The organism is Deinococcus planocerae (assembly GCF_002869765.1).
Classification (GTDB): domain Bacteria; phylum Deinococcota; class Deinococci; order Deinococcales; family Deinococcaceae; genus Deinococcus; species Deinococcus planocerae.
The window spans coordinates 16697-41515 of the sequence record NZ_PNOR01000019.1 but is presented as its reverse complement, the minus strand read 5'-3'; the positions used below and the strand labels follow the sequence as shown (position 1 = coordinate 41515).

Genomic DNA, 24819 nt, shown 5'->3' with positions numbered 1-24819 from the left:
GGAGTACGCGGCGAGGAAAGCCAATTCCCCCGCCCCCCCCCCTTCCCTCAAGCAGGCAGCTCCGGAATCAAGGTCAGCTCGCTCGTCCGCCCGCCCGCCTTCTTCTGGCCGCTGGGCTTGAGGAAGAACATCGCCTCCCAGTCGTACTCGGTCTTCGTCTGGTCCTTGAGGTCCACCGTCCATTCCATAGGGTCGTGGTCGCCGGGGCGGAAGGTGAAGTCCTTGCGTTCCTTGACGCCGTTCCCGTCGTCGTAGTTCAGGGCCACCTTCACGAGGCGCACGTCGGCGCTGTCGAACATGAAGTCGGGCAGCACGGTCACGGCGAGGCGGTCGCGCACGCTGGGGCCCACCAGGATGGTGGGGCGGGTGTCCATCGTCTCGGGGATGGGCTCTTCCGTGCCGTCGAAGTAGCGGATGGTGCCCGTGTACTTCAGGGTTCCCGTGGACCCGGCGAGGATCGGGATCAGCCACTCCTCGGCGGGCGTGTTCGTGTCGAGCGCGATGGACTTGGCCTGGCGGTACCCGTTCGCCGTGTCCTCGTACACGAGATCCACGAAGATGGTCTGCACCTTCTCCTTGAGGTTGCCCGTCGCCCGCACCGTCACCGAGCGCGTCTCCACGAAGGGGTCGTTGAGCATGAGGGGCCGCGCGGCGTCGGTGACCGGGCCCGTCTCGATCTCCTTGCCGCCGTCGAGCACGTACTTCACCCGGTACTCGTAGGGCCGGTCCACCGTCTCGAAGACGACCTTCTGGGTGCGGTGGGTGCGGGTCGTCTTGTCGAGGGTGAACTTCTCCTGCACGAGCGGCGTCGCGGCCCCGGCGGGGTAGCGCAGGTCCACCTGGGCGAACTTGACCTGCTCGTAGTCGATGTCGCCGCTCACCGTGTCGATGTTGAAGATGCCGGTGTCGTCGAGGTTGATCGTGAGGTACTGGTCTTCCGTGGTCACGGGTTTGGAGCGGAAACTGCGGCTCTGGCCCTTGTAGTTCACCTCGTAGTCGTAGGTGTACTTCTGGGAGTTGCCCTCCAGGAAGGGGTTGAACTTGGCGGTCTCGTTCGGCGTCGTGAAGCGGTAGTCGTACATTTCCTTGCCGCCGTTCGCCTTGGGGTACTCGACGTGCAGCTCGACGCTGTGCAGCGGCAACCCCGTGAAGTCGGCGTTGACCTGCGCGTTGATGTTGAGCTGCCTGAAGAAGGGGTCGTCGGCGTCGATGAGCAGCGAGTAGTCCGCCCACTTGATCGGTTGGCCCCGGTCGTCCTTGAGGGTGGTGAGGGTCGGCAGCGTGCCCTGTGGGGCGAGGTTCCACTCGGTCGCGGAGTCCTCGCGGAACTCGTAGTGGAAGTTGACGAACTTGCGCTGCTTGATGACCTGATCGAAGTTGTCGAGGTCGTCGCCGCCGAGGTCATCGAGCGTCTTGTCGAAAAGCTTTTGCGAGTCGATGGGGCCGCCGGGTCCCGCCGGGGCCGCCGCCTGCTGGGCCACGCGGGTCAGGGTGTCCTCGAGCATCCGCTGGGCCCAGTCGCGCAGCTTGTCCTTGAGCTTGCGGTCGGCCTCGGGGTCGTTGAGGGTGAAGTTGGCCTCCACGCGCGCGGTGCCCGACTGGCTCTCGCGCAGCACCTCGCGCAGTTCCTCACGGTAGTGGTCTTCCGTCCACATGCTGACCTCCAGGTCCACCGACTTCGCGTAGTCGTAGAACTTGGAGGCGTCGAAGTCCACCACGGCGAGGATGGGCGGCAGCTTCACCCAGAAGTGGAGGTCGTACACCACCTGCACGGCGGACGCGCCCTGCCCCTGCATCGCCGCCTCGATCACCGTGGCGCCCTCGGGCGAGAGTTCGACCATGAAGGCCGCCACGTTGTTGCCGTACAGCGAGGGCTTGCCCGCCCCGCGCACCTTCTCGACGAGGACGCCGTTTTCCTCCAGCAGCAACCTGACGGTGCCGCGCGTGTACGTCATCGTGCCGAACTGCACCTTGGGGGCCGGGCCGGGGCGGTGCGCCTCCTTGTGCTTCTTCTCCAGGTCGGCCTGGAGCAGTTCGGTCACCTTGGCGAGCTGGTCGTCGGGCACCGCGATTTCCGTATCGAAGAAGACGAAGCCGCCGCCCTTCTTGCCGTCCGCGCGGTCTTTCGGCATCCGGTACTTGATGAACTTGAACACGGGCTTGCCGCCCTGGAGCCGGAAGCGCGGTGTGGTCGGCAGGACGTAGTAGACGTGTTCGAGGGCGTCGTCGCGCCAGATCGTCACGTCGGGCACTTCCTTGAGCATGAGCTGCTGGTCAATCCGAATCATGGTTGTCCTCCTGGACTTCCCCGTCGTCGGGGAGCGGGATGGTGATGAAGGGGTCCTTCCGGCTGAAGCGGGGAGGGTCGAGGGTGGTGCCGTCTGTGCGCGTGATCTTGAGCTTCACCTCCAGCGTTCCGGCGAGGTCCGGCGCGCGGGTCACGAGCCACCAGCGATCCGTCCATGTCCCGCCGCGCAAATAGACCGTGCGTTCGTCGCCGGGGCCGTCCCCGTCGGGGCGGTAGGTCATCTGGGCGCGCACCTCGCGCACGCCCTGGGAGGGGCACCTCTCGGCGTCGAGCACCACCTCGCACAGACCGAGGTCGGTGGGGCCCAGGTCGCAGGTGTCGCCAGTCGGCGTGAGCCGGGTCGTGTACGGCCCGCCGCCTACCATGTAGCGGGTGGTGACCTCCACCGGACCCTTCGACGTGCCGAGCGAGCCGGGCGCGAAGTCGGGCGGGCGCAGGGTGGCCGTCTCCGTGCCCCAAGTGACCGTCACGAAGGCGACCGGCATGTCGCGGGCGCGCGCCTGGACCTGGAAGGTCACGCTGCTGGGGAGGTCCGGGGGAGGGGAGACGGGCTTGGTCGGACTCACGCCGGGGGCGAAGAGCAGGTGTCCGTCGGCAGACAGACCCCGGAACCAGCGCCCCACGTCGCCCTCGCGCGTGACGGTCTGCCACTGACCGCCCTCGCCGAGCACGTCCGCCGTGTAGCGCACGCCCAGCACGTCCTCGGTGCCGTGGACGGCGCGCAGGGCCGTGAGGCGTTCTTCCTCGGAGGCGAGCGGTACAGCGAAGAGGGCCGTGTGCGGGGTGAAGCCGGAGGAGGTGGCGTGGGCGAGGTCGCGCCGGGTGCCCCCTGCGTCCCGGAGCAGGAGCGCGACCTCCCGGACGCGGGCGGGGGCAGGCTGAAGGTCGATCCTCGCCGGGTCCAGCTCCGGGTGCTCGGAGGCCACCCGGCGGCGCAGGCGGTCGAGCGTCGCCCCGTCCACCGTCCACCGTGCGCCGAGTTGTAAGCGGGAGGCCGCGTCCGCGAGGAGCAGCGTGAGGGCTGGGGCGCCGTTCGGGCCGAGTTCGGGCACGGGCTCGCCGGGCACGTAGAAGAAGCGCTGCGGGTCGTTCGGGTCGGGGTAGACGGCGACTTCGGTCGGGTCGGCTCGGATCATCTGGAAACCTCCTCGCTGGGGTCGGGGTAGGGGAGGGCGAGCGTCACCTCGCGCGTGTCCAGGGGCGAGAGCAGCGGCGACCACGCGCCGTCCGGCAGCACCCGGAAGCGGTAACGGGGGCGGAAGGGATCGTCCACGACGTAGGACCACTCGGCCCCCGGTCGGTCGCGGCGCAGGTGCAGACGGGTGTGCGGGCCGCCCGCCTCGCTCTCGACTTCCACGTCCAAGCCCGGCGCATCGCCCGTCGGCACCCAGATGAAGCGCACCGTCTGTGCCCCGAAGCCCGGCAGGTGCCAGAGAGTGAGGAGCCGCTCGCCCACGTCGAGCTCGGGAAGGTCGAGGGCGGCGCCACCCGTCACCGACTCGGCCCTCAGCCGCAGGGCGGGTTCCGCTCCGGTTGGCACGGCCACGCATACCTCCGGGCGGGCACGGTCCAGCCGGACGGGGACGTGGTGTTCCCCTGCTCCCTCCGTCCAGGTCACGGTGCCCGTCAGGACCGCCCGTTCGAGGAGCGCGGGCTCGGCGGCGAGGGGGCAGAACTTTGCAGGCAATTCCGCCGCGCCGAGTTCGAGGGTCTCGCCCGTCCCGGTGAGAGGCGAGCCCGTCAGCACGCGGGTCGTGGGTCTGCTCCCGACGAGGCTCGACAGCAGGAGGTAGGGGCGGGCCGTGTAGGTCAGGGGTTCACCGGGCAGGAGGCGCAGGGTCGTAGTCGCCGTGTCGCGGGGCGGTTCCAGCACCAGCGTCGCCTGGACGGGCTGCGGCCTCGCGGGGGGCCGGGGCGCCGCCGTCACATGTACGCCGACCTGCGGCACGTTCACCCGCCCGCCCGGCAGGTTGCCGACCGCCTCCAGCGGCACGAAGCCGTGCGGCACGGGCGGGGCCGTCGCCAGGGTGACGAAGCGCGACGGGTCCGCTCCCCCGGCGCGCAGCCCGTCGAGGGGCCGCCACTCCAGCGCCACGGGCCGCCACGTCTCCACCACGTCGTCAAGCGGCCAGGTCATCTCCCCGGGCGGGGGCTCGTCGAACGTCAGGGCAGGGGAAAGGTCACCATCCTCAGGCGGGGCCAGCCGGGCGAAGCGCGCGAGGCAGCGGTCGAGGAGGGCGGCCCACGGCGCAGGGTCGCCTGCTCCCTGGGAGTGCCAGCGCCACGGCTGGCCCGCCCAGGGTTCGCGGACGAAGGTTTGCAGGGCTTCATATGTGGTGCGGCCCCGCTCGTCGCGCACGCCGGAGAGGGCACGCACGAGGGCTCGTGGGTCGAAGGTGACGGCCCCCGTGCCCCGTGCCGCCACCCCCCGCAGGGCCAGCACGACGTTCGCCGCGAGGGCCAGGGTGCCCCCCAGGAGTGCCCCGCGCAGCACCGCGCCCGCCTCCGCGCTGAGCCGCCACGTCACCCGCGCCCGCCCCAGGCCGTTCCAGGCGAGGGGGACGCTCAGCGTCTCGTTCAACCCCGCCCCGGAAAGAGGCAGGGAAAGCCGCAGGTGTCCGGACATGGGCAGGAGCGGCGCGAGGAAGGACGGCGGCACGACCAACTGCTCCCCCGCTCCCGCGAGGTCGTACGCGGCCTCCAGCCGCAGGTCGAGCCGGGTCGAGGTGCGGGCGAACGGGCCGGGGGCGCGCAGCAGGGCCAGCCGGAAGTCGGGCAGGCCGTCCTCGCCGGGGGCGAAGACCACGCCGCGCGGGGTGACCCAGTGCGGCCCCGCGCCGCCGTGGGTCGGGTACACGAGGCACCCCTCCCCCTGGGTCTCGAACTGGAAGTCGGGCCGCATCGTCATCCGTCCTCAACCGAGCCCGACGCTCAGGAGGTCGGTGGAGGCCGCCCTCCACTCGCCCGGCTGGCCGGGGCCGTCGGTGTAGACGGGCAGCACCCGGTAGCGGTACTCGCCCGGGGGGCGGCCCAGCAGCAGGTCGAGCAGGGGGTACATCACGGTCGCCTCGCCCCGGACGAGCAGCACGCCGGGGTCGGCGGGGCGCAGCAACTCCGCCGTGTCCCCGCCCTCGAAGTGGACGTGGATGACGAGAAGGCGCCGCTCGGGGCGCGCGGGGTCGGAGGGTGCCGCGAACAGGTCAGCGGGCGTCTCGACCGTGATGACCCGCCCGAAGGTCCGCACGACGCCGACGAGCATCCCCTGGGTGATCCGCTCCAGGTCGGGCACCGCGCGCACCCGGTCGGTGTCGATCACGGGCACGAAGTCCGCCAGCGGCACGTCGGCGACGGGCTTGAGCAGCCCCCGCGCCTCGTCGCCGGGCGCGAGGAGGTCGGCGAGGGCGACGAACTTCTCCCACCGCGCCGGGCGCAGCCCCTCCTCCGGGGCCCGCCGGGAGGCGACGAAGGGGGTGGGCTGCCCCAGGCGCAGCGGGCTTTCAAGGGCGTTGATCAGCCGCACCCGGTAGCCGCCCGAGTCGGGGTCGGGCTCCGCCGTCACGGCGACGCACTCGCCCACGGTGTCGTCCAGCCGCAAGGCGACGGGCACCTCCTCGGCGGGGAGGCCGCCGACCTCCGCGCGCAGCTTGCCGCCCAGGCTGACCGGGAGGGCCCCCGTCAGCTCGTCCCAGACCCGCGCGAACGCCTCGCCCTCCAGCTCCACCGTTCCCCGCAGTTCGCCGAGATTGGTGGTCTGGACGCTGCCTCCCGCGTATAGCCCCGCCTCGGCGGGCACGAATTCCACGTGCGAGGTGTGGAAGGGCTCCAGCCGCACGGGCCCCGCCTTTCCCGCCGGGAGATGGCGAGCGAGCCCCAAGCGGGCGTCCTCCAGCCGGTCGAGGTCGAACGTGGGCCGGGCCACGAAGGTCAGGCGGTAGCGGTCCGGGGCGAGACATTCGAGGGTGAGCCGGGGTCGCCGGGGCGGGTCGTCCTCCCGCGCGAGCTTGAAGCTGTCGGGCAGGGTGTAGAACAGCTCGGGGCGCACCCCGTCCTGGTAGTAGCGGTGGGAGGCGCCGCCGAAAGGGACGGTCCGGGGAATCAGGCTGCCCCCGCCCCCGCCCCCGGTCGGCGTGCCCAGCCCGGGGAAGACGTAAGCGTGCAGGCCGGGGTGGAAGAGCAGCGCCTCCTCCCCCGTAAGCGTGCGCTCCACCACCTCGAAGAGGTCGAGGGGCGGCAGCGCCACCGTGGCCGAGCGCGCCGAGAGCCCCGCGCGGCGGTCCACGAGTTCGACGCTGACCCCGGCGGGCCGCGAGTGCGCGCGCACCGCCACCCAGAGCCCCTCCAGGTCCCGCGCCCGCCCCAGCGCGCAGAAGCCGTAGAGCCGCGTGTTGCCCGCGTCGAAGATGTCCACCCAGGTCCGCGCCGAGTTGGCGTTCGCCCCGCAGGGCGGCAGGTCGGGCGAGGGCGCGAAGAGGTCGTCCCCGTACTCGGCGGCGTTCGTCACCCGCAGGGGGTAGCGGGCCCAGAGTTCGCCCCCCTGGTCGAAGACCTCGGGCTCGCCCACCGTGAGCTGCGGCGTCGCCAGCGCGGGTTTCACGATCAGGGGCGGGATGCGGTCGGGCCGGACGAGAAGGTCGGAGAGGTCGGGCCTGGGCCGCACATGGAGGGGCTGGAGCGGGATCAGCCCGGTCACCGCCCGCCCCTGGGCCAGGCCGGGGCCGACCCCGCGCCCCGCGAGCCGCGCGACCACCGGGACCGGAAGGTGGGGGCGCGTGGCCGAGTCCTCGTCGAGGGCCCCTCCCGGCCACCGGCGCGGGGGGAGGCGGGGGTTCGGTTCTTCCACGAAGAGTCCCCCCCTCCACCGGCGCGAGGGGAAGCGCGGACCTGGGTCCTCGTCGAAGGCTCCCCCCTTCCACTTGTGCGGGCGGACCACGGGCGCGGGCTCGTCGGGCACCCGCACGGCCACCCGCACCGCGCGCGTGACGATCAACGTGGCCTTGCCCTCGGGGGTCGTCAGCGCCGTGTACAGCTCGTCGCGCTCGGGCAGGGTGCCCACGGTGAGGGCGAGGCCCAGGGTCCCGTCGGGATTCTCGCTCCGCTCGGTCAGGGGCCGCTCACGCAGCACGCCGCCCCTCTCCCAGCGCAGCCGGGCTTCCACACGGTGGTCGAGCACCCGGGCGTCCGCCGGGAGGGCGCCCAGCTCGGGGGCGGCGTACCGCCGCAGCGTGAGGTCGAGCCGCCACCCGCCGCCCTGCGCCGCCAGCCGCGCCCGGTAGTGCGTGCCCCCCGAGGTCTCCTCGGTCGCCAGCGCGTAGCGGGGCAGCCAGAGGCGCGCCTCCCGGTTCGCCGGGTCCTCGAAGAGCACCGTGTCGGCTACGTCCGTCCCCAGCGTCACGGGGACGGGCAGCTCGGCGCGGGGCCGACCCCGGGCGGATGGAGCACGCGGGGTGAGGTCGGCGACCTGCCCCAGCAGCGCGGAGACGGCGAGGGTGGTGTCGAGCTGGGCGAGCTTGAACCGGGTCAGGGCAGTCATGGGGTCTCCTCCGGGGGCGGGGGGCGGGCACGGCACGGGAGGGGCGGGGCACGTCGGTCGTTCCGTGCCGCGCCCTTTCCGTGGGGGCGAATCTCCGTGTGCCCACGTTGCCCGCCCCCCCGTGTCCCGGGCGTGACCTGGGTGGTCACATTGGCGGCTGTCACTTTGGCGGATGGCACATCGGCTACAAAGGACTACGATGGGGGCATGTTGTGCACCCTGGGCGGACTCAGGCTGCAAGACAGCCCCCGGCAACAGCCCAAACTCCTGTTGTTGCTGGCCTACCTGTCCCTCGAAGGCCCCAAGGAGCGGGCGCACCTCCACCACCTCTTCTGGCCGAACGCCGCCGACGCCGCCAACAGCCTGCGGGTGGCCCTCAGGCGCCTGCGGGCGGGGGCGCCGGGCAGCTTCACGGCCCAGGGGGCGCGGGTCGCCGCCTGCGTGCCCACCGACGCCCACGAGCTGCTCGCGGCCTCCGAGGCGGGGGAGCCGGGGCGGGTGGTCGAGCTGTACCGGGGCCGCTTTCTGGAGGGCCTCGACCTCGAGGACCCGAGCGCCGAGCTGGAGGAGTGGGTCTACCGCACGCGCGAGGTGCTGGCCGCGCGGGTGCGGGTCGCCCTCCTCGCGCTGGGGGAGGCGGCGGCCTCACGCGGGCAGGGGGGCCTCGCCGTGCGCCACGCCGAGACCGCCTACCTGCTGCCCGGCGCCCCCGAGCCCGAGGCCGAGGAGCTGCGGCGGCTGTACCTCCTGCTGCGGCCCGGTCACAGCCCCTACGCGGCGGAGGTGCGGCGCGAGGCCGAGCGCTACGGCGTCACCCTGCCCCTCGTCACGGAGGAGGCGCGGCGTCCGGAGGCGGCCCCTTCGCCCCCGCCCGCGCTGCCCCCAGTGCGCTCGCAGCTTCCGACCTTCGGCACCTCGTTCGTGGGCCGCGAGGACGAGGTGCGGGAGATAGAGCGCCTGATGCTCGACCCCGCGTGCCGCCTCCTGACGGTGGTGGGCCTGGGCGGCATGGGCAAGACGCGCCTCGCGGTGCAGGCGGCGGGCACCCTGCGGGAGAGCGGCGCCTTCCCCGACGGGGTGGTGTGCGTGAACCTCGCCCCGGTGACGAGCCCGGCGAACCTGATCTCCGCCGTCGCGGAGGCGCTGGGGCTTTTCCTGGGGGGCCCGGAAGACCCCCTGCGGCAGGTGGCCCGCCTCCTCGCGCCGCTGCGGCTGCTGCTCGTGCTCGACAACTTCGAGCACCTCGTCGGGATGACGGGGGGGCTCGTCACCCTCCTCGAAGCCTGCCCGCACCTCAAGCTCCTCGTCACGTCGCGCGAGCGGCTCAACGTGCAGGAGGAGTGGGTGCTGCCGCTGGAGGGGCTCTCTCCCACAGACCGCCACGCGTCCGGGGAGGACCACCCCGGGGTGCGGCTTTTCGCCGTGCGCGCCCGGCGCAGCGGGCAGGGGTTTGCCCTCACGCCCCAGACCCTGCCCGACGTGCTGGAGCTGTGCCGTCTCGTCCACGGCTCGCCGCTCGCCATCGAACTCGCGGCGACCTGGACGCGGGTGCTGCCGGTGAATGAACTGCTCGCGGAGTTGCGGCGCGGGCTCGACTTCCTGACCGACGCGAATGGGCGCGGCCCCGCGCGGCACGCCAGCCTGCGGGTGGTGTTCGAGCACTCGTGGCGGCTGCTGGGCGAGCGCGAACAGGCGGTGCTCGCGCGGCTCTCGGTTTTCCGCAGCCCCTTCCGGCGGGGGGCCGCCGCCGAGGTGGCCGGGGCCTCCCTGCCGCTCCTCGCCGCGCTGATCGACAAGTCGCTGCTGCTTCCGGTCCCCGGAGCCCGCTACGGTCGCCATCCCCTGCTCTACGACTACACCGCCGAGAAGCTCGCGGGGCACCCCGCCGAGCAGGCCGAGGTGCAGGAGGCGCACGCCCGTTATTTCCTGCGGCTGCTCGCCGGGTCGGAGGGGGCCCTCGCCGGGCCGGGGCAGCGCGCGGCCCTGCGGGAACTGGAGGCGGACTTCGAGAACCTGCGCGCCGCCTGGGAGTGGGCCGCCGCTCAGGGCGAGTTCGCCTCCCTGCGGGGGGCCGCCCACGCGCTGAGGGTCTTCTTCGCCCGCACGGGCCGCTACCGCGAGGGCATCGAGTTCCTGGCGGCGGCGGTCCGGGACCTGGAGGCCCGCCCGGGCGGCGACCCGGCGACGCTGGGCGAACTCCTCATCCACCAGGCCGAACTCGCCCTGAACCTGGGCGCCGTGGCGGAGGCGGGCGCGCTCGCCGGGCGCGGCCTGGACCTCGCGGGGGGCGCCTCCCCGTGGGCGAGGATGGCCGGGCTGGGCGCCCTGGGCGTGGTCGAGCGGCGGCGCGGGCGCTACGGCGAGGCCCGGGGGTACTGGGAAGGGGCCCTGAGGCTGGCCGAGGCGCAGGGAAGCCCCGAGGCCTCCCGCCTGTGGAACCTGCTGGGCATCGCCGAGCAGTGGCTGGGCCACCACGAGCGGGCCGAGCACTGCTACGGACAGGCCCTGCACCTCAGCCGCGAGCGCGGGCACCTGACGGAGACGGCGCGGGTGCTCAACAACCTGGGGGGGCTCCTGATCCTCAGCGGGCGGTTGGAGGAGGCGCGGGGGGTGCTGGAGCAGGGACTCGCCACCGCCCGCGAACTGGCCTCCCCGGTGGAGGTGACCTACTTCCTGAACAACCTGGCGCTCGTGACCGGCCAGCTCGGGCACTTCCCCCAGGCCGAGACCTACGCGGGGGAGGCGCTGACCCTCGCACAGGCCACCGAGCGCGGGCCGGTCGTGGCCGAGGTGTTAGAAACCCTGGGCCGGATCAAGCTCGCCCAGGGCCACCTCGCCGAGGCGCGGGCCCTGTTCGTGCGCAGCCTGAGCGCGGCGTGGCCGACCCGGGAGTGGCCCCTGCTGCTGCAAGACCTGGAGGGCATGGCGCAGATCAGCGTCCGCGAGCACCAAGACGCCCGGGCCGCCTTCCTGCTGCGCCTCGTGATCGGGCACCCCGCCTCCGCCGGACGGCTCGCCGCCCAGGCCCGGGCCGCGCTCTCGGGTCTCGACCTGTCCGCCGACGGGGAGCCGGAGGGGGCGGACGCCGAAGACGAGGACGTCGAAGAACGCCTCCTGGCGACCGTTCGGGAGATCGTCGCCCAGCCCGAGGAGAGCCCCGCCCTGCCGCGTTGGGGCTGAGGGCGCCGAGCGGTCGGGCCCGGGTCGCCCCCTCGCCCGGTCCAGGCCCTCCCCGCCGGGCCGACGTGTCCCCAGGTCAGGAACGCCGGGTCAGCTCCAGCCCGAGCGTCTTTCGCGTTCCCGGCCCCATTTGCCGGTCCTCGATGACGCCTACCCCCCGGTCCCCCTCGGTGCCCGGCCTCGCCTGCGAGAACAGGCGCACCTCGTAGACCTCGCCCCCGTCGAGCGTGGCGGTAAAGCGCCGCTCCTGCCCGCTCCCCAGCCCGAGGCCCGCCCGAATCAACTCCGCCAACGTCATGTTCTCGTTTCCCGGCATGGTCTTGCTCCTGTCGTGTGGTGAGAGGGAAGGGTGGAGGGCGGTCGAGCGGGACCGGCGCGGCTTACCTCCGCCGGACGGCCCCAGCGTGACACGCGGCGGCGGGAGGGAGGGGCGCGCGGTCCGCCCGACCTCACGCCCACGCCGCGTCCCCCAGGCCGAACTGCGAGCCGAGGTCCCAGCGGGTGCCGTGGACCGTGCCCCGGCCCTGCACGATGGTGAGCTTGCGCGCGAGCACGTCCCCCTGCCAGCGGGGAGAGGCGGCGGCGGCCCGCTCGCGGGCGATGAGGCCCAGCCGCTCGATCTCGCCGAGCAGCCTGCCGAGCCGGGCCCGCTCGGCGGCCTCGGCCCCCTGGATGGCTTCCCGCGTCCGGGCGGCGATCCCGCCGTTTTGCGTGATGATGTCGAACATCAGCGCCAGGCCGCGCTCGGTGACGAGCCCGTACTCGCGGGCGAGCCCCTTGGCGGCCTCCAGCCGGGTGCCCGCCGCCTCCAGTTGCACGTCCTGGTAGGGGGCGTGCAGCCCCAGCCGCACAAAGCGGTCCTTCCAGCGCGGCTGGAGCTGCCCGCCCGACCCCTGGAGGCCCGCCGCGAAGGCCGCCTGCGCCGCCGGGGGTCCCACCAGCGCCGCGCGGACCTGGGCCGTGTCCGCCCCGAAGATCGCCGCGAACGCCCCTGGGTCGCGCGCCTCCATCCCCAGCAGCAGCGGGGCGAGGGTGCCCTGCCCGAAGTTCCATTGCAGCACCCCGAAGGACACCCCCTGCCCGTCGAAGCTCCCCGCCACGTTCGTGAAGCCGTGCTCGCCCTCGAAGGCCCCCGTGATCAGGAGCAGCTTGAGCAGGGTCAGCGCCCCCCAGTACGCCTGCGCGGTGGCCTCGTCGATGGCCTCCGGGCCGTGCGTGGGGCCGCCCAACCCCCGGCCCCGCTTGAAGGCCGCCACCCCCGCGTCCGTGAGCGGCAGGGCGCCGCGCTCGCAAAACCGCCCGAGCATCCAGACCGTCTGCGTCAGCCTGCCGTCGTTGTCCCCCAGGCCGAGCAGGCGGCGGAACTGCTGGCGCCGGGGGCGCGGCAGGTGGTCGTACAGGGCGCGGGCGTAGGGACTCTCGGGGCCGGCAGGGTCCAGTGGGGCGGGCGCGTCCTCCAGGGCCGCCGCCGACACCGCCGCGACCGTGGTCGGGGGGGGCGTCCGGTCGAGCGGCGTGAGGCGCACCGGGCTGCCCGGCCAGACGGGCGTGCCGCGGCCCGCGTTGGTGTTCTCCACGATGCAGGCCACGCCGCTCACCTCGCCGAGGAAGAGGGCGGTGTGGCCGAACTCCCCGTAGGGCCAGTACAGCACGTCGCCGGGGCGGGGAGGTCCCGTGTGCGTCAGGCCGAGGTCCCGCGCGGCCTGCTCGTAGTCGAGCGACCTCCTCGTTCCGCGTCCGGCCCGGTCGGCGATGGTCCTCGCCCGGGTGGCGACGGGCCAGCCTCCCTCCCCGAGGCCCAGGGCGCCCTCCACCACCTGCCGCACGAACTGGGCGCACAGCAGCGGCTGCGTGCGCGTGTCACTGCTCAGGCTGGCGAGCATCCCGCCGCCCGCCACCCGGCGTGCCGTCTCCACCACCCTCTCCCGGTCGCTCATGCCCGTATTCCTCCTTCCGGGCGAGCTTAGGTGGGAGCGCGTGTCGGGGGTGTGACCTCACGGGAGGGCGGGGCCGCGCGCAGGTCACGCCGGGCGGCGGAGACCACGGCAGCCGGGGCGCGTCTCAGGTCGGCAGCGCGCCGGGCAGGTGAGAGTCGGGCAGGGGGGCGGTGGACAGATGCTCGCGGGCCTTGCCGCCCCGCTTGGCGTGGTACATCGCCTCGTCCGCCTCGCGGTACAGGGCGACGAGGTCCCCACCGCCGAGGGAAAAGCTCACCCCGGTCGAGGCGCTGACCCGGGCGACCTGCTCCCCCAGCACGAGGGGCGTCTCGATGGCCTCGCGCGCCCGCCGGGCCGTCAGGAGCGCCTCGTCGGGGCCGGTCACGTCCGGCAAGATCACCGCGAACTCGTCGCCGCCGAGCCGGGCGACCGTGTCCCCCTCGCGCAGCGCCGCGCGCAGCCGCCCCGAGACGTGGACGAGCAGCGTGTCCCCGGCGGCGTGCCCGAGCGCGTCGTTGACCGCCTTGAAGCCGTCGAGATCGATGAACAGCAGGGCGAGCGCGCGGCCCTCGCGCCGGGCGCCCACCGCGGCCTCCTCCAGGCGCAGGTCGAACAGCGCCCGGTTGGGCAGGCCCGTCAGCGGGTCGTGGTGCGCGGCGTGCGCCAGGGCCCCGTAGCTCGCCTCCAGCGCGGCGGTCAGGCGCTGGTTCTCGCGCAGGGCGAGCAGTTGCCGCAGGGCCACCAGCAGCGTCACCAGGGCGGTGGCGACGGTCACGCCCCGGGCGGCGGGCGTCGCCTCCGGGCGCGTGGCGAGGTTTAGCCCCACCGCCAGGGCGAGTGCCAGGTAGGGCACGACCATCTGCACGGAGCGCGGCAGCGTGAGCCGCCGGGTGGTCGCCGTGGCCCGGGCGTCCACCCACGCCGAGAGCCCGAAGGCCACGCTCGCCCACGCCCACAGGGCGTCGATGGGGTGGCCTGGAAAGTAGGCGTCCCGCGCGTCCAGGGTCAGGAACGCGAAATCGACCGTCACCCACAGGCCCAGCCCCACCGCGAGCAGCACGTCACGCGGCGGGAGGTGGCCCCGGCGCAGCAGCAGCGCGAGGAGCCAGCCCAGCAGCACGAGGTCGAGCAGGGGATAGGCCGCGCTCACCACGCGCGCCGTCACCGGGTGCTCCGGCGCGAGCAGGGCGGGCGCGAGAAAGGCGTACCACGCGAAGGCCAGGGCCGCGCTGACGCCGATCAGCACGTCGAGCGTGAGGGCGACGCTCTGCCGGGGCTCGCCGGGCTGGCGCGTCAGGAGCGAGAGCCCGTGCGCCCACGCGGGGTAGAGCAGGAGGAAGGCCACGTCTGCCGCCGAGGGAAAGGTCTCTAACCCCCGCGCGTCCAGCACCGCGTAGATCACCTCCCCCGCCGCGTTCAGGGCGAGCCCCACCCCCAGCCACGCCCACCCCGCCCGCGCCCCGCGCCGCCGCCGCGCCGCGTGGGCGCACATCGCCGCCGCGAGCCCCATGATGGGCAGGTACAGCGCATTCCCCCACCCGGTCTGGTGCCGCGGCTCTCCCCAGAGCAGCCACCCCTGGTGCGCGAGGCCGAACGCGACGAGCGCCACGGCGATCCCGCCCGCCGTCCAGGCGGGTCGTCCGGGGGAGGGGAGGAAGCGGCGCGGCATAGGGTCGTGGGGAAGATCGTCTGACCCTAGCCTTCCACGACTCACCCGGCTCTGACAAGGCGGGAGGCGGCCTGCCTCACCCGGGTCTCCTCACGGCATCCGGGCGGCCACCCCCACGCCGCGCCGCGCCGAGGCTCACCGCCGCCGCCACCAGCAGGCGCTGCGCCAGGGGGGAGCGGGAGGCGGGCGTGAGCGCGAAGCTCCACGAGAGCACCACGCAGGCCGTCATGAGCGTCGGCATCACCCGCCCGAAGGTCCGCAGCAGCCCCTTTTCCACGCGCAGGTGCTGTTCGGGCGGCAGGTGCCGGATCACCGGGTGCACGAACGCGTAGGACCCGAACTCGGCGCAGGCCGTGAAGCCGGTCGCCAGCAGGGTACCGAAGGCCAGGACGTTCATGATTGCTCCGACCCTGCGCCGGGGCGCCGCGCCATCCTGGGGCCCATGAAGCGCCCGAGTCTGGTGAGCGCGGACAGCGGGCGGAGCATCACCGTGAACTCCCGGATCAGGCCGTGCTCACCAAAGCGCAGGAGGTTGACCCCCTCGGAGGGAATGCCCTCGACCCGGGTCTCGAACACGAGCCCCCGCTCGTCCCCGGCCTCGAATTCCCGGGTGAAGCGGAAGTCGGAGAAGACCTCCCGCAGCAGGGTGAAGACCAGCCGTGCGGCCTCCCGGCCCACCACGGGCTGATCGTGGACGGCGACGTGCATCACCACGTCGGGCGCGAGGCTCCGGGCGACCGCCTCGGGGTCCCCGGCCTGCATGGCGAGGCGGTAGGCGTCACGTCGTTCGTCGCTCATGGGATTCCCCCGGTCAGAAACTTTCTCAGGAGGCGGAAAGGAGGCGCGGACTGTCGACCCCTTCTAAAAACACCTCTCATAAGGTTGACGCCGTTAACCTGGAGGGACGAAAGATCAGGGGCGCAGGCCGCGCGCGAACACCTCCATGTGGGCGAGGAAGAGGGCTTCGAGCCCCTCGGCGGGAAAGTGGGGCGTCGCCAGGTGGAGGGAGACGAGGCCGTGGACGTGGGCCCACAGGAAGCTGGTGTAGACCTCGGCGGGCCGGGGGGGCAGCTCACCCCGGGCGAGTCCCTCGGTGACGGTGCGCTCCAGAACCCCGAAGGCGTCGATCACGGACCCGTAGCCCGGCGGGTTGGGCCTCTCCAGAAACTCGCCGCGCACCATGAACATCAGGCGGTAGTGGACGGGGTGCGAGACGCCGAAGCGCAGGTAGGCGAGCCCGACGGCCCGGAGGCGCTCGAGCGTATCCCCCGCGCCGTCGAAGGCCCGCTGCAACTCGTCCCCGAAGGAGCGGAAGCCCTCCAGCGCGACGTGGTGCAACAGGTCGTCCTTGTCGGTGAAGTGCAGGTAGATCGCGGTGGGCGAGTAGCCGATGGCCTCGGCCACCTGCCGCAGCGAGAAGCCCTCGTATCCCTCACGGGCGAAGAGGTCCGTCGCCGCGCCCAGGATCGCGCGCCGCAGGTCGAGCCGCTGCCGCGCCCGCCGCTCGGCGCTGTTTCGGCGCAACCGCTCCTGGCGGGTGCCTCCCACCCCCACGTCGCTCATGCCCCCATCTTGACTTAACACCGTTAATAAAGTCAAGGGCGTTCACCTCTTGCACGAATTCTTCTGCGCACGCTCAGCGGCTAGACTCCGGGGATGGGCGACCGGCGGGCGGCGTGGCGGGTGACGTTGGGCAATGTCATCTACAACAACGACACCCGTGCGGGCCGGACCTTCGACCTGCTTCTGATCTTCCTGATCGTGGTCAGCGTGCTCGCGGTGATGCTCGACAGCGTGTCGTGGTTTCGCGCCCGCTTCGAGCCGCAGCTCAACGTGGTGGAGTGGGTGCTGACCCTGCTCTTCACGGCGGAGTACGTGCTGAGGCTGATCGCCGCGCGGCACCCCTGGAATTACGTGCGCTCCTTTTTCGGGATCGTGGACCTGCTCTCCATCGTCCCGGCGTACCTCGCGCTTCTCGTGCCGGGGGCGGAGTATCTCTTGATCATCCGGGTGCTGCGGCTGCTGCGCATCTTCCGCATCCTCAAGCTCGTGCGATACCTCTCGGAGGCGAGCGTGCTCACCCAGGCGCTGCGGGCGAGCGTCGCCAAGATCATCGTCTTCCTCGCGGTGGTGCTCACCCTCGTCACGGTCATCGGCGCCCTGATGTACGTGATCGAGGGGCCCCGCTACGGCTTCACGAGCATCCCCACGAGCATCTACTGGGCCATCGTGACCCTCACGACCGTGGGGTACGGGGACATCGCGCCCAAGACGCCCTGGGGCAAGGGCCTCGCGTCGCTCGCCATGATCCTGGGCTACGGCATCATCGCCGTGCCCACCGGTATCGTGACCGTGGGGATCGCCCAGGCGCAGGCGGGGCGGCGGGGCACGCGGCCCTGCCCCCGTTGCGGCCTGGAGCGCCACGAGGCCGACGCCCGCTACTGTCGGCGCTGCGGGGAGACGCTGCCCGCCGAGGCGAGCGCGGCGGCGCGGCCCTGAGGGGAAAGACGCCCTGTTCCCGCGGGGGACCACCACGGCCCTCCCCATGTCAGGAATGTGTGGGGCGGCGTTCCTAGACTGGCGTCGTCGTTATGTGGATGCCTCTCGCGCTCGCCCACACGGAGCCTGACGCCTCTCCCATCCTGGCGCTCAAGAGGCGGCTGTACCTGATCCTGCTGCCCCAGATCGTCGTTCTCGGGTCGGTGATCACGGTCCTCGCCTTTCCGCTGGCGAGCCCGGAGCGCACGATCTGCCTGTGGACGGTGCTCGTCTGGGCGCTGACCTACCTGGGGTTTCTCGCCGGGCAGGTGGGGCTGCGGCGGCTCGAACAGTTCGTGGTGCTCAACGGGGCGTGCTGCTTTTTGTCGCTTCAGGCCTGCGTGCTGTTCGTGCCGAGCCTGTACTCGGGGTCGGACCTGTTTTGCATGATCGCGCCGCTGGTCTACATCTGGGCCTTCATGACGCTGGGCACCCGCGCCGGAACCGTCGTCGCCGCCGTGTTCTACCTCGTCTCGCTGGCGCTGGGGATGGTCGCCGCGCTGCTGCCCCGGCTCTCGTCCTTTCCCGTCAACCCGGACCTGAACTGGCCGCTGCACCTCCAGTACTACGTCCTGAGCCCGCTTTTCATCGGCTTCACGTACGGGTCGGCGGCCCTGCTCGACGCGCAGACGGCGGCGCGGCTGGGGGCCGTCACCCGTCAGGCGCGCACCGACCCCCTGACCGGGTTGCCCAACCGCCTGCACTTCGGCGAGGCGCTGGACGCGGCCCTGGAGGGGGCGAAGCGGCGGGAGGAGGGCCTCGCCCTGCTCTTCGTCGACCTCGACCACTTCAAGACGGTCAACGACGTGCTCGGGCACGCGGCGGGCGACGACTTCCTGCGCGACCTCGCCGGGCGCTGGCGGGCGGTGGTGCGGGAGGGAGACGTGCTCGCCCGCATCAGCGGCGACGAGTTCGCCATGCTCGTGCGCGCCCCGGAGGACGTGGAGGACGTGCTCGGGGTCGCCGAGCGGCTGGGCGCGGCGGCCCGGCGCCCCCTGTCCCTGAACGGCCAGCCCCACCTCGTCACGGCGAGCGTGGGGGTCAGCCTCTTTCCCGGGCACGGGCGGGTGGCGAGCGAACTGCTCTCGCGCGCCGACCTCGCCATGTACCAGGCGAAGGCCGCAAGGAGCGGCGTGTGCCTCTTCGAGCCCGCGATGGCGGCGAGGCGCGAACGGCGCCGCGTCCTGGAGCAGCATCTCGGCGGCGCCCTCGACCGCGAGGAACTCACGCTGCACTACCAGCCTATCTTCGACCTGCGGACCCGCGAGCTTGTCGGGCTGGAGGCCTTGCTGCGCTGGCACCCCCCGGCCCTGGGCCCCGTCTCGCCCGCCGAGTTCGTGCCCATCGCCGAGGAGAGCGGAATGATCGTGCCCATCGGCGCGTGGGTGGTGAGGACGGCCTGCGCCCAGAGCCGGGCGTGGCGGGACGCGGGGCTCACCCCCCCGCCGGTGTCGGTCAACGTCTCGCCCGCCCAGTTCGAGCGGCCCGACTTCGCGGCCCAGGTGCTCGCGGCGCTGGAGACGCACGGCCTGTGCCCTGCGGCCCTGTGCCTCGAACTCACCGAGCGCGGCATCCTGCACCCGGGGGCGCACGCGCCGCTGGCGACCCTGCGGGGGCGCGGCCTGGGGATCGCGCTCGACGACTTCGGCATCGAGTATTCCTCGCTCGCCCGCCTCCACGAGCTGCCCATCAGCGGCCTGAAGATCGACCGCTCCTTTACCCAGGCCCTCGACGCGGGGGACGGCTCCGGCGCACGCACCGTCGCCCACACCATCATCGCCCTCGCCCGGGCGCTCGACCTGCACGTCGTCGCCGAGGGGGTCGAGACGCCGGGGCAGGTCGCCGAGCTGCTCGCCTCGGGCTGCGTGGCCGCCCAGGGCTACCTCCTCGCCCGCCCGGTGCCCGCCGCGGAGGTCACGGCCCGGCTGGCCGCCGCGCCGGGGCCCGCGCCCCGGATGGGTTGAGGGCAGGAACGGAGGAAAAGCGAGGCCTAAGCTCCGCCCTCTCCGAGCGGTCGCGTGCCGTCAGCGTCCCCCGCTCCTGCACGAGTTGCGGGCAACGGTGAGGCCAGGGGTACTTTCTGAGTCCGTTCGTCCCCGGGTCACCGCCACGTCTCGCAGAGCGGGGCGCCGCCGCGCGTGGCCTTCCCGAGGCGACTCGGAGGGGCTCTTTCGGGTGTGGGACGCCCGCCTCCCAACCACCCGCCTCCCAACCAAGAGTGAAGCCCCGCCTACCCGTCCTCACGCGGCCCACCCGTACCTTGTGAGAACACACCCTCAAGGAGGCCGCATGACGCAAGCGCCAGAACAGACGCCACGCTACGACCGCACCGTGGACCCCACCGAACAGGTCATCGCCTCGCAGGCGTGGCTCGACAAGGCCGCCGTGCCGCTCCAGAAGGCCATCGTCGGTTTCTACGAGGGCGGGGGCAAGGTCACCCGCCGCCTGGAAGACTTCCTGCACGGCAAGTACGTCGGCACGCCCCTGCACCCCATCCTGGTGACCATCCCCATCGGCGCGTGGTCGGTGGCCGCCGTGCTCGATTTCCTGGAGCTGCGGGGCCGCAAGGACGTGCGGGCGGGATCGGACCTCGCGGTGGCGGTCGGCCTGGTGGGCGGGATGGCCGCCATCGCGACGGGCTGGACCGACTGGGCGCGGGGCGGCGACTCGCCCGTCAAGCGGCGGGTGGGCTTCGTCCACGGCAGCCTGAACGAGACGGCTTTCCTCCTGTACGCGGGCTCGTACCTGCTGCGGGGCGGGAAGGCGCGGGCCACGGCGCGCGGGATCGGCTGGCTCGCGTACATGGTCTCCGGCATGAGCGCGCACCTCGGCGGCACCCTCGTCTACAAGGAGGGCCTGGGCGTCTCCCACACCGCCGACCTGCGGCCCCCGGACGGCTTCGTGCCCGTGCTGGCCGAGGCCGACCTTCCCGAGAACACGCCCACCCGCGCGGAGGCGGGCGAGGTGCCCGTCTTGCTCGTGCGCCAGGGGGAGACCGTCTACGCCCTCGCCGAGACGTGCTCGCACCTGGGCGGCCCGCTGAGTGAGGGCCGGATCGAGGGCGACGCCATCCGCTGCCCGTGGCACGGCAGCCTCTTCCGCCTCTCGGACGGCTACGTGCTCGAAAGTCCGTCGGCCCACGCGCAGCCCTGCTTCGTGACGCGGGTGCGGGACGGGCAGATCGAGGTCAGGCCCGGTCGCTCCTGGGACTGAACGGGGGAGACGTGGCAGAGTGGGCGCCATGTCCTCCCTCTGGGACCGACCCGTGCGGGTACTCCTGCAAGAGACCGCCAGCCCCGCCCCCACCCCTGGAGGCGGGTCCGTCGCCGCGCTGAGCGGAGCGTTCGGGGCCGCCCTGGTGACGATGGCCCTCGAAATCAGCCTCGGTAAGCAGCCCGGCGAGGCCGAGGGGCAGGCTATGCGGGACCTGCTCGCCGAGCTGGCCCGCCACCGCGAACGCCTGCAAGCCCTCGCCGACGAGGACGTGGCGGCGTTCGGCGGGTACATGGACGCGCTGGCCCTCCCCAGAGGCAGCGAGGAGGAACGCCGTGGGCGGCGGGCGGCCCTGCGGGAGGCCACGCGAGCGGCGACGGCGGCCCCGCTGGAAACGGCCCGGGCCGTCGTGGAAGTTCTCGACCTCGCCCCCCGCGCCGCCGAACTCGCCCACAAGGAGGTGGTGAGCGACGTGGGGGCGGGGGCCGCCTTGCTGCGCGGTGCCCTCCAGGCCAGCCTCCTCACCGTGGACATCAACGTGCCGGGCTGGCCGGAGGGGGAGCGGGCGGGGCTGCGGGCCGAGCGGGAGGACCTCGAAACGCGGGGCGGGGCGCGGGCGGACGAGGTGCTCCGCCGGACGCAGGAACGGCTCGGGGCGGGGGAGTAAAGGTTCCCTCTCCCCGGCGCTCGCCTCCCGCCCCGTACAGTGGGGCCCGGAGGAACAATCCATGCACGACCGCAGACTCGGCAAGACCGGATACGACGTGTCCGCCATCAGCTTCGGGGCCTGGGCCATCGGCGGCACCTGGGGGGCGGTGGACGACGAGGAGAGCCTCGCCGCCCTGCACCGCGCCCTCGACCTCGGCATCAACCTCTTCGATACCGCCGACGTGTACGGCGACGGCCACAGCGAGCGGCTCATCGCCCGGTTGCGCCGCGAGCGATCCGAGCCCTTCTACGTCGCCACGAAGGCGGGGCGGCGGCTGAATCCTCACGTCGCCTCCGGCTACACCCGCGAGAACCTGCGGGGCTTCATCGAACGCAGCCTACGGAATCTGGAGCAGGACGCGCTCGACCTCCTCCAGTTGCACTGCCCGCCGCCCGAGGTGATCGAGCGGGGCGAGGTATTCGGCCTCCTCGACGACTTCAAGCAGGAAGGGCTGCTGCGGGCCTACGGCGTCAGCGTCGAGACGGTGGGGGAGGCCTTGAAGGCGACCGAGCACCCGGGCGTCGCCTCCATCCAGATCATCTTCAACGCCTTCCGCTTCAAGCCCGCCGAGGAATTCTTCGCGGCGGCGCGGGAGCGGGACGTGGGTATCCTCGCCCGCGTGCCTCTGGCGAGCGGCCTCCTGACGGGCAAACTCCGCCGCGACAGCCGCTTCGCCGAGGACGACCACCGCACCTTCAACCGTCACGGCGAGGCCTTCGACCGGGGCGAGACCTTCTCCGGCGTGGACTACGAGACCGGCCTGGAGGCCGTGGAGCGCCTGCGTCCCCTCGTCCCCGAAGGCATGACGCTCGCCCAGTTCGCCCTGCGCTGGATTCTGATGTTCCCCGAGGTGAGTTGCGCGATCCCCGGCGCCCGCAACCCCGCCCAGGTCGAGGGCAACGCGGCGGCGGCGGACCTCCCGCCCCTCACCCCCGAGCAGATGGAGGGCGTCCGGGCCGTGTACGATGGGCTGATCCGCCCCCAGGTCCAGGCGCTGTGGTGAGGTCGCGCTAGGACGCCTCCGCCTCCTGCGGCACGGCGGGCGGCACGATCAGGGCACTCAGGGCCAGCCCGCCGAGCGCCGCCATCACGCACACGCCCGTCCACAGTTCGAGGCTGGCATTCAATTGCCCGAGCCCCGCTGCTCCCGCGAAGAAGGGCAACCACACGAGCAGGGGCAGCAGCACGGCAAAGGCGCGGTAGGCCCAGGGCCGCGCCGGAGAAGGCCTCAACCACTGGATCAGCCCGTCGGCGACGAGCCCGGCCACCCCCGCGAGCGCGAGGACCACCGGGAACTGATCCAGGCCGCCCGTCATCGCCCGCATCAGCCCGGTGTTGAGAAGGTACATCACCGTCACCGCCCCGAAGGGCAGGTGCCAGCGCCGCAGCAACAGCAAGACGGGCGCGGCGAGCATCAGCGCCGTGAGCAGGGTGGAGGTCAGCAGGGTGCGCGCGCCGGAGTAGCTCAGCCCGTCCCCCAGGCCGTCCGCCGCGAGCACCCAGGCGTACATGTGCATGAAGGAGGCGAAACACAGCGCCGCCGTCATTGCCAGCACGCCCGGCCACACCACCCCCGCCGGAGACCGCCGCCCGGTCGCTTCCTTCCACGTCGCCACGAGCGGCGAGAGCACGATCAGCTCGGCCCCCAGGAAGAGCAGCAGGTGCGTGGGCGAGAGCAGCGCGTCGAGGCCGACCTCGATCCCGAAGAGGGTGTGCCACGTCATGTCTCCCAGCCCGCCGAGCGCGAACGTCACGATGCCGAGCGCGCCGAGCCCGTACCCCACCGGAAAGGCCGCCAGTCCCCGCCGCCCCTGCGCGAGCCCCCGGCGCCCCAGCCACCCGATCCACAGCGCGGTCGCCAGGAAACCGCTGTAGAAGACCCCGTGCCAGGGGGTGAAGAAGGTCTCCAGCGCCTCCCCGAGGTGGTTGTGCGCCCAGCCGTCCACGAAGATGCCCGTCATCAGCCAGAAGCCCGTGACCAGCGTGACGAGGTTCTGCGCGGGCGTCGCGCGCCAGGGCGCCGAGGCCACGGGGGGATGCGTGGAATACGGGGGGGAAGTCGTCATGCCTGCCTCCTTGATGCCTGGCAGGATACGCCTCCGGTCTCTCAACCCCTGGCTCTCATGCTGACCAGATTCAACATATCGGGTCAGCAAAGGAAGATAGAGGTTGTCGCTGGCAGAAAGCTTTTGACCCTCTCCCCCTGCGGGAGAGGGCGTTGCGAAGCAACGGGTGAGGGGGCGTGTGACCCACGACACCGCCCAACCAAAGCCAACAGCCGCAGGCCACCCGGTCAAGAGAAAGCCTGCCCGCCGCCCCTGGAAGTCCTGCCCTCAATGTGATATCACTTTGATAGGAGGAAGACATGGACAAGTTGCAGCAGCTTCCGGTCACCACGGGTCCGCAGGGGGGCGTCTCGCCGGAGCCGGGGGTGGCGAGCGTGGAGCGGCGCGCGTTCGGGCTGCCGGGGGTGCCCGCCGTGCTCCTGTGGCTGGGGCTGGCGGGCGGGGCCGCGGCGCTCTTCTGGTCGGGCCTGATCGTCGCCGCCGCCGTTGTCGCCGCGCTGGCGCTGGTCGCGCTCTTCGGGTTTTTCATTGTGCAGCCCAACCAGGCGAGCGTGCTCACCCTTTTCGGGCGCTACGTCGGCAGCGAGCGGCGCAACGGCTTTTACTGGACGAACCCCTTCACGGTGCGCAGGCGGGTGTCGCTGCGCATCCGCAACTTCAACTCCGAGCGGCTGAAGGTGAACGACCAGATGGGCAACCCCATCGAAATCGCGGCGGTGATCGTGTGGCGGGTGGTGGACACCGCGCGGGCCGTGTTCGACGTGGAGGACTACGCGGGCTTCGTGGCGATCCAGTCGGAGACGGCGCTGCGCCACCTCGCCGCCCAGTACCCCTACGACGACCACGACGGCCTGGCCTTCTCGCTGCGCGGCAACCCCGACGAGGTGGCCGAGGCCCTCGGGCGCGAGCTCGCGACCCGGCTGCGCCACGCGGGGGTGGAGGTGCTCGAAGCGCGGCTCTCCCACCTCGCCTACTCGCCCGAGATCGCCGGGGCGATGCTCCAGCGCCAGCAGGCGAGTGCGATCATCGCCGCCCGGCAGCAGATCGTGCAGGGGGCGGTCGGCATGGTCGAGATGGCCCTGCGCGAACTCTCGGAGCAGGGCATCGTGCAGCTCGACGAGGAACGCAAGGCGCAGATGGTGAGCAACCTCCTCGTGGTCCTCACGAGCGAGCGCGGCACCCAGCCCGTCGTCAACGCCGGGAGCCTGTATTGAGCGCCCCGCGAGCGGGAGGGTAAGCGCCCATGCCCCGCAAGAACTACCCCCTGCGCATCAGCCCCGAACTCTACGCCGCCCTGGAGCGCTGGGCCGCCGACGAACTCCGCAGCGTGAACGCCCAGATCGAGTACCTCCTCACCCAGAGCGTGCGCGAGGCCGGACGCCTCAAACCCGGCCAGCGCGCCGACCCCACCAAGGACCGCGAGGAAGCCTAGGCCGGTCCACCCCCAGCCGGGAAAACGCCCGTGTCGGCGAGCAGGAGAAAAGGACCTGTTCCGATGCGGGCGTGCCCTTCAGGCCCTGTCCTCACCAAGAGGGCGGATGACTCGCTGCCTCCCGCCTGGGGTCTTGTCACGTACAGGGGCCGGAGGGCCGACGACTCCGGGCTCCTGTGGGGCGGCCACGAACAGGGCGGCCCACCGCGGAGCCGCCCGAAAGAAACTGGAAGTCGG

General features: G+C 72.6%; 19 protein-coding genes. 8 read left to right on the top strand and 11 right to left on the bottom strand.

What is annotated here, in order from left to right:
* Positions 1-47: 47 nt before the first annotated feature.
* The 4 genes from A7B18_RS12245 to A7B18_RS12230 are packed head-to-tail and all read right to left on the bottom strand — an operon-like array spanning position 48 to position 7838.
* Positions 48-2288, bottom strand: coding sequence for a hypothetical protein (locus A7B18_RS12245; RefSeq protein WP_102126983.1), 2241 nt, complete (start codon positions 2286-2288; stop codon positions 48-50).
* The gene (locus tag A7B18_RS12240; protein ID WP_102126982.1) at positions 2275-3444 is read right to left on the bottom strand and encodes a hypothetical protein; all 1170 of its coding nucleotides are present in this window, start codon (positions 3442-3444) and stop codon (positions 2275-2277) included. The genes A7B18_RS12245 and A7B18_RS12240 overlap by 14 nt, the downstream gene beginning before the upstream one ends.
* Entirely contained in the window at positions 3441-5216 is a 1776-nt protein-coding gene (locus A7B18_RS12235; RefSeq protein ID WP_102126981.1) for a hypothetical protein, read from the bottom strand. Before A7B18_RS12235 ends, A7B18_RS12240 begins: the two co-directional genes overlap by 4 nt.
* 6 nt (positions 5217-5222) lie before the next feature.
* Positions 5223-7838 carry a hypothetical protein gene (locus tag A7B18_RS12230; RefSeq protein ID WP_102126980.1) on the bottom strand — a complete coding sequence of 872 codons (2616 nt, stop codon included), beginning with the start codon at positions 7836-7838 and terminating at the stop codon, positions 5223-5225.
* A 207-nt stretch (positions 7839-8045) separates the two neighbouring features.
* Between A7B18_RS12230 and A7B18_RS12225 the strand changes: the two genes are divergently transcribed.
* The gene (locus A7B18_RS12225; protein ID WP_102126979.1) at positions 8046-11018 is read left to right on the top strand and encodes an ATP-binding protein; all 2973 of its coding nucleotides are present in this window, start codon (positions 8046-8048) and stop codon (positions 11016-11018) included.
* A gap of 76 nt (positions 11019-11094) precedes the next feature.
* Here the strand turns inward: A7B18_RS12225 and A7B18_RS12220 are convergent, their stop codons facing one another.
* From A7B18_RS12220 to A7B18_RS12200, 6 genes are all read right to left on the bottom strand, one after another.
* A complete protein-coding gene (locus tag A7B18_RS12220; RefSeq protein ID WP_102126978.1) occupies positions 11095-11334 on the bottom strand; it encodes a hypothetical protein in 240 nt (79 codons plus the stop codon).
* A gap of 133 nt (positions 11335-11467) precedes the next feature.
* The gene (locus tag A7B18_RS12215; RefSeq protein ID WP_102126977.1) at positions 11468-12955 is read right to left on the bottom strand and encodes a hypothetical protein; all 1488 of its coding nucleotides are present in this window, start codon (positions 12953-12955) and stop codon (positions 11468-11470) included.
* A 124-nt stretch (positions 12956-13079) separates the two neighbouring features.
* Entirely contained in the window at positions 13080-14624 is a 1545-nt protein-coding gene (locus tag A7B18_RS22890) for a diguanylate cyclase domain-containing protein (RefSeq protein ID WP_102126976.1), read from the bottom strand.
* Positions 14625-14700: 76 nt separating this feature from the next.
* Positions 14701-15021 (bottom strand): hypothetical protein, encoded by a 321-nt coding sequence (locus A7B18_RS22000; RefSeq protein WP_180970137.1) that lies wholly within the window; start codon positions 15019-15021, stop codon positions 14701-14703.
* A complete protein-coding gene (locus A7B18_RS12205; RefSeq protein ID WP_102126975.1) occupies positions 15018-15422 on the bottom strand; it encodes a nuclear transport factor 2 family protein in 405 nt (134 codons plus the stop codon). Before A7B18_RS12205 ends, A7B18_RS22000 begins: the two co-directional genes overlap by 4 nt.
* 114 nt (positions 15423-15536) lie before the next feature.
* The gene (locus A7B18_RS12200; RefSeq protein ID WP_102126974.1) at positions 15537-16187 is read right to left on the bottom strand and encodes a TetR/AcrR family transcriptional regulator; all 651 of its coding nucleotides are present in this window, start codon (positions 16185-16187) and stop codon (positions 15537-15539) included.
* A 93-nt stretch (positions 16188-16280) separates the two neighbouring features.
* Between A7B18_RS12200 and A7B18_RS12195 the strand changes: the two genes are divergently transcribed.
* The 5 genes from A7B18_RS12195 (at position 16281) to A7B18_RS12175 (ending at position 22087) form a co-directional block, all read left to right on the top strand.
* Complete coding sequence (locus tag A7B18_RS12195; RefSeq protein ID WP_102126973.1) at positions 16281-17123, top strand: ion transporter; 843 nt, start codon at positions 16281-16283, stop codon at positions 17121-17123.
* Between the two features lie 92 nt (positions 17124-17215).
* Positions 17216-19126, top strand: coding sequence for a putative bifunctional diguanylate cyclase/phosphodiesterase (locus A7B18_RS12190; protein WP_102126972.1), 1911 nt, complete (start codon positions 17216-17218; stop codon positions 19124-19126).
* 325 nt (positions 19127-19451) lie between these two features.
* Positions 19452-20375 carry a Rieske (2Fe-2S) protein gene (locus A7B18_RS12185; RefSeq protein ID WP_102126971.1) on the top strand — a complete coding sequence of 308 codons (924 nt, stop codon included), beginning with the start codon at positions 19452-19454 and terminating at the stop codon, positions 20373-20375.
* A 28-nt stretch (positions 20376-20403) separates the two neighbouring features.
* A complete protein-coding gene (locus A7B18_RS12180) occupies positions 20404-21042 on the top strand; it encodes a cyclodeaminase/cyclohydrolase family protein (RefSeq protein WP_102126970.1) in 639 nt (212 codons plus the stop codon).
* Positions 21043-21103: 61 nt separating this feature from the next.
* Positions 21104-22087, top strand: coding sequence for an aldo/keto reductase (locus A7B18_RS12175; protein WP_102126969.1), 984 nt, complete (start codon positions 21104-21106; stop codon positions 22085-22087).
* A gap of 7 nt (positions 22088-22094) precedes the next feature.
* Here the strand turns inward: A7B18_RS12175 and A7B18_RS12170 are convergent, their stop codons facing one another.
* Entirely contained in the window at positions 22095-23150 is a 1056-nt protein-coding gene (locus A7B18_RS12170) for a hypothetical protein (protein WP_102126968.1), read from the bottom strand.
* A 299-nt stretch (positions 23151-23449) separates the two neighbouring features.
* Here A7B18_RS12170 and A7B18_RS12165 point away from each other — a divergent pair, with 299 nt between their 5' ends.
* Positions 23450-24364, top strand: coding sequence for an SPFH domain-containing protein (locus tag A7B18_RS12165; protein ID WP_102126967.1), 915 nt, complete (start codon positions 23450-23452; stop codon positions 24362-24364).
* Between the two features lie 29 nt (positions 24365-24393).
* Positions 24394-24582: a type II toxin-antitoxin system antitoxin gene (locus A7B18_RS12160; protein WP_102126966.1), complete on the top strand. Its 189-nt coding sequence runs from the start codon at positions 24394-24396 to the stop codon at positions 24580-24582.
* Positions 24583-24819 lie beyond the last annotated feature (237 nt).

Coding starts and splice junctions, on each gene's coding strand:
- A7B18_RS12245 (WP_102126983.1), bottom strand. CDS start 2,288: ATGATTCGGATTGACCAGCAGCTCATGCTCAAGGAAGTGCCCGACGTG.
- A7B18_RS12240 (WP_102126982.1), bottom strand. CDS start 3,444: ATGATCCGAGCCGACCCGACCGAAGTCGCCGTCTACCCCGACCCGAAC.
- A7B18_RS12235 (WP_102126981.1), bottom strand. CDS start 5,216: ATGACGATGCGGCCCGACTTCCAGTTCGAGACCCAGGGGGAGGGGTGC.
- A7B18_RS12230 (WP_102126980.1), bottom strand. CDS start 7,838: ATGACTGCCCTGACCCGGTTCAAGCTCGCCCAGCTCGACACCACCCTC.
- A7B18_RS12225 (WP_102126979.1), top strand. CDS start 8,046: ATGTTGTGCACCCTGGGCGGACTCAGGCTGCAAGACAGCCCCCGGCAA.
- A7B18_RS12220 (WP_102126978.1), bottom strand. CDS start 11,334: ATGCCGGGAAACGAGAACATGACGTTGGCGGAGTTGATTCGGGCGGGC.
- A7B18_RS12215 (WP_102126977.1), bottom strand. CDS start 12,955: ATGAGCGACCGGGAGAGGGTGGTGGAGACGGCACGCCGGGTGGCGGGC.
- A7B18_RS22890 (WP_102126976.1), bottom strand. CDS start 14,624: ATGCCGCGCCGCTTCCTCCCCTCCCCCGGACGACCCGCCTGGACGGCG.
- A7B18_RS22000 (WP_180970137.1), bottom strand. CDS start 15,021: ATGAACGTCCTGGCCTTCGGTACCCTGCTGGCGACCGGCTTCACGGCC.
- A7B18_RS12205 (WP_102126975.1), bottom strand. CDS start 15,422: ATGAGCGACGAACGACGTGACGCCTACCGCCTCGCCATGCAGGCCGGG.
- A7B18_RS12200 (WP_102126974.1), bottom strand. CDS start 16,187: ATGAGCGACGTGGGGGTGGGAGGCACCCGCCAGGAGCGGTTGCGCCGA.
- A7B18_RS12195 (WP_102126973.1), top strand. CDS start 16,281: ATGGGCGACCGGCGGGCGGCGTGGCGGGTGACGTTGGGCAATGTCATC.
- A7B18_RS12190 (WP_102126972.1), top strand. CDS start 17,216: ATGTGGATGCCTCTCGCGCTCGCCCACACGGAGCCTGACGCCTCTCCC.
- A7B18_RS12185 (WP_102126971.1), top strand. CDS start 19,452: ATGACGCAAGCGCCAGAACAGACGCCACGCTACGACCGCACCGTGGAC.
- A7B18_RS12180 (WP_102126970.1), top strand. CDS start 20,404: ATGTCCTCCCTCTGGGACCGACCCGTGCGGGTACTCCTGCAAGAGACC.
- A7B18_RS12175 (WP_102126969.1), top strand. CDS start 21,104: ATGCACGACCGCAGACTCGGCAAGACCGGATACGACGTGTCCGCCATC.
- A7B18_RS12170 (WP_102126968.1), bottom strand. CDS start 23,150: ATGACGACTTCCCCCCCGTATTCCACGCATCCCCCCGTGGCCTCGGCG.
- A7B18_RS12165 (WP_102126967.1), top strand. CDS start 23,450: ATGGACAAGTTGCAGCAGCTTCCGGTCACCACGGGTCCGCAGGGGGGC.
- A7B18_RS12160 (WP_102126966.1), top strand. CDS start 24,394: ATGCCCCGCAAGAACTACCCCCTGCGCATCAGCCCCGAACTCTACGCC.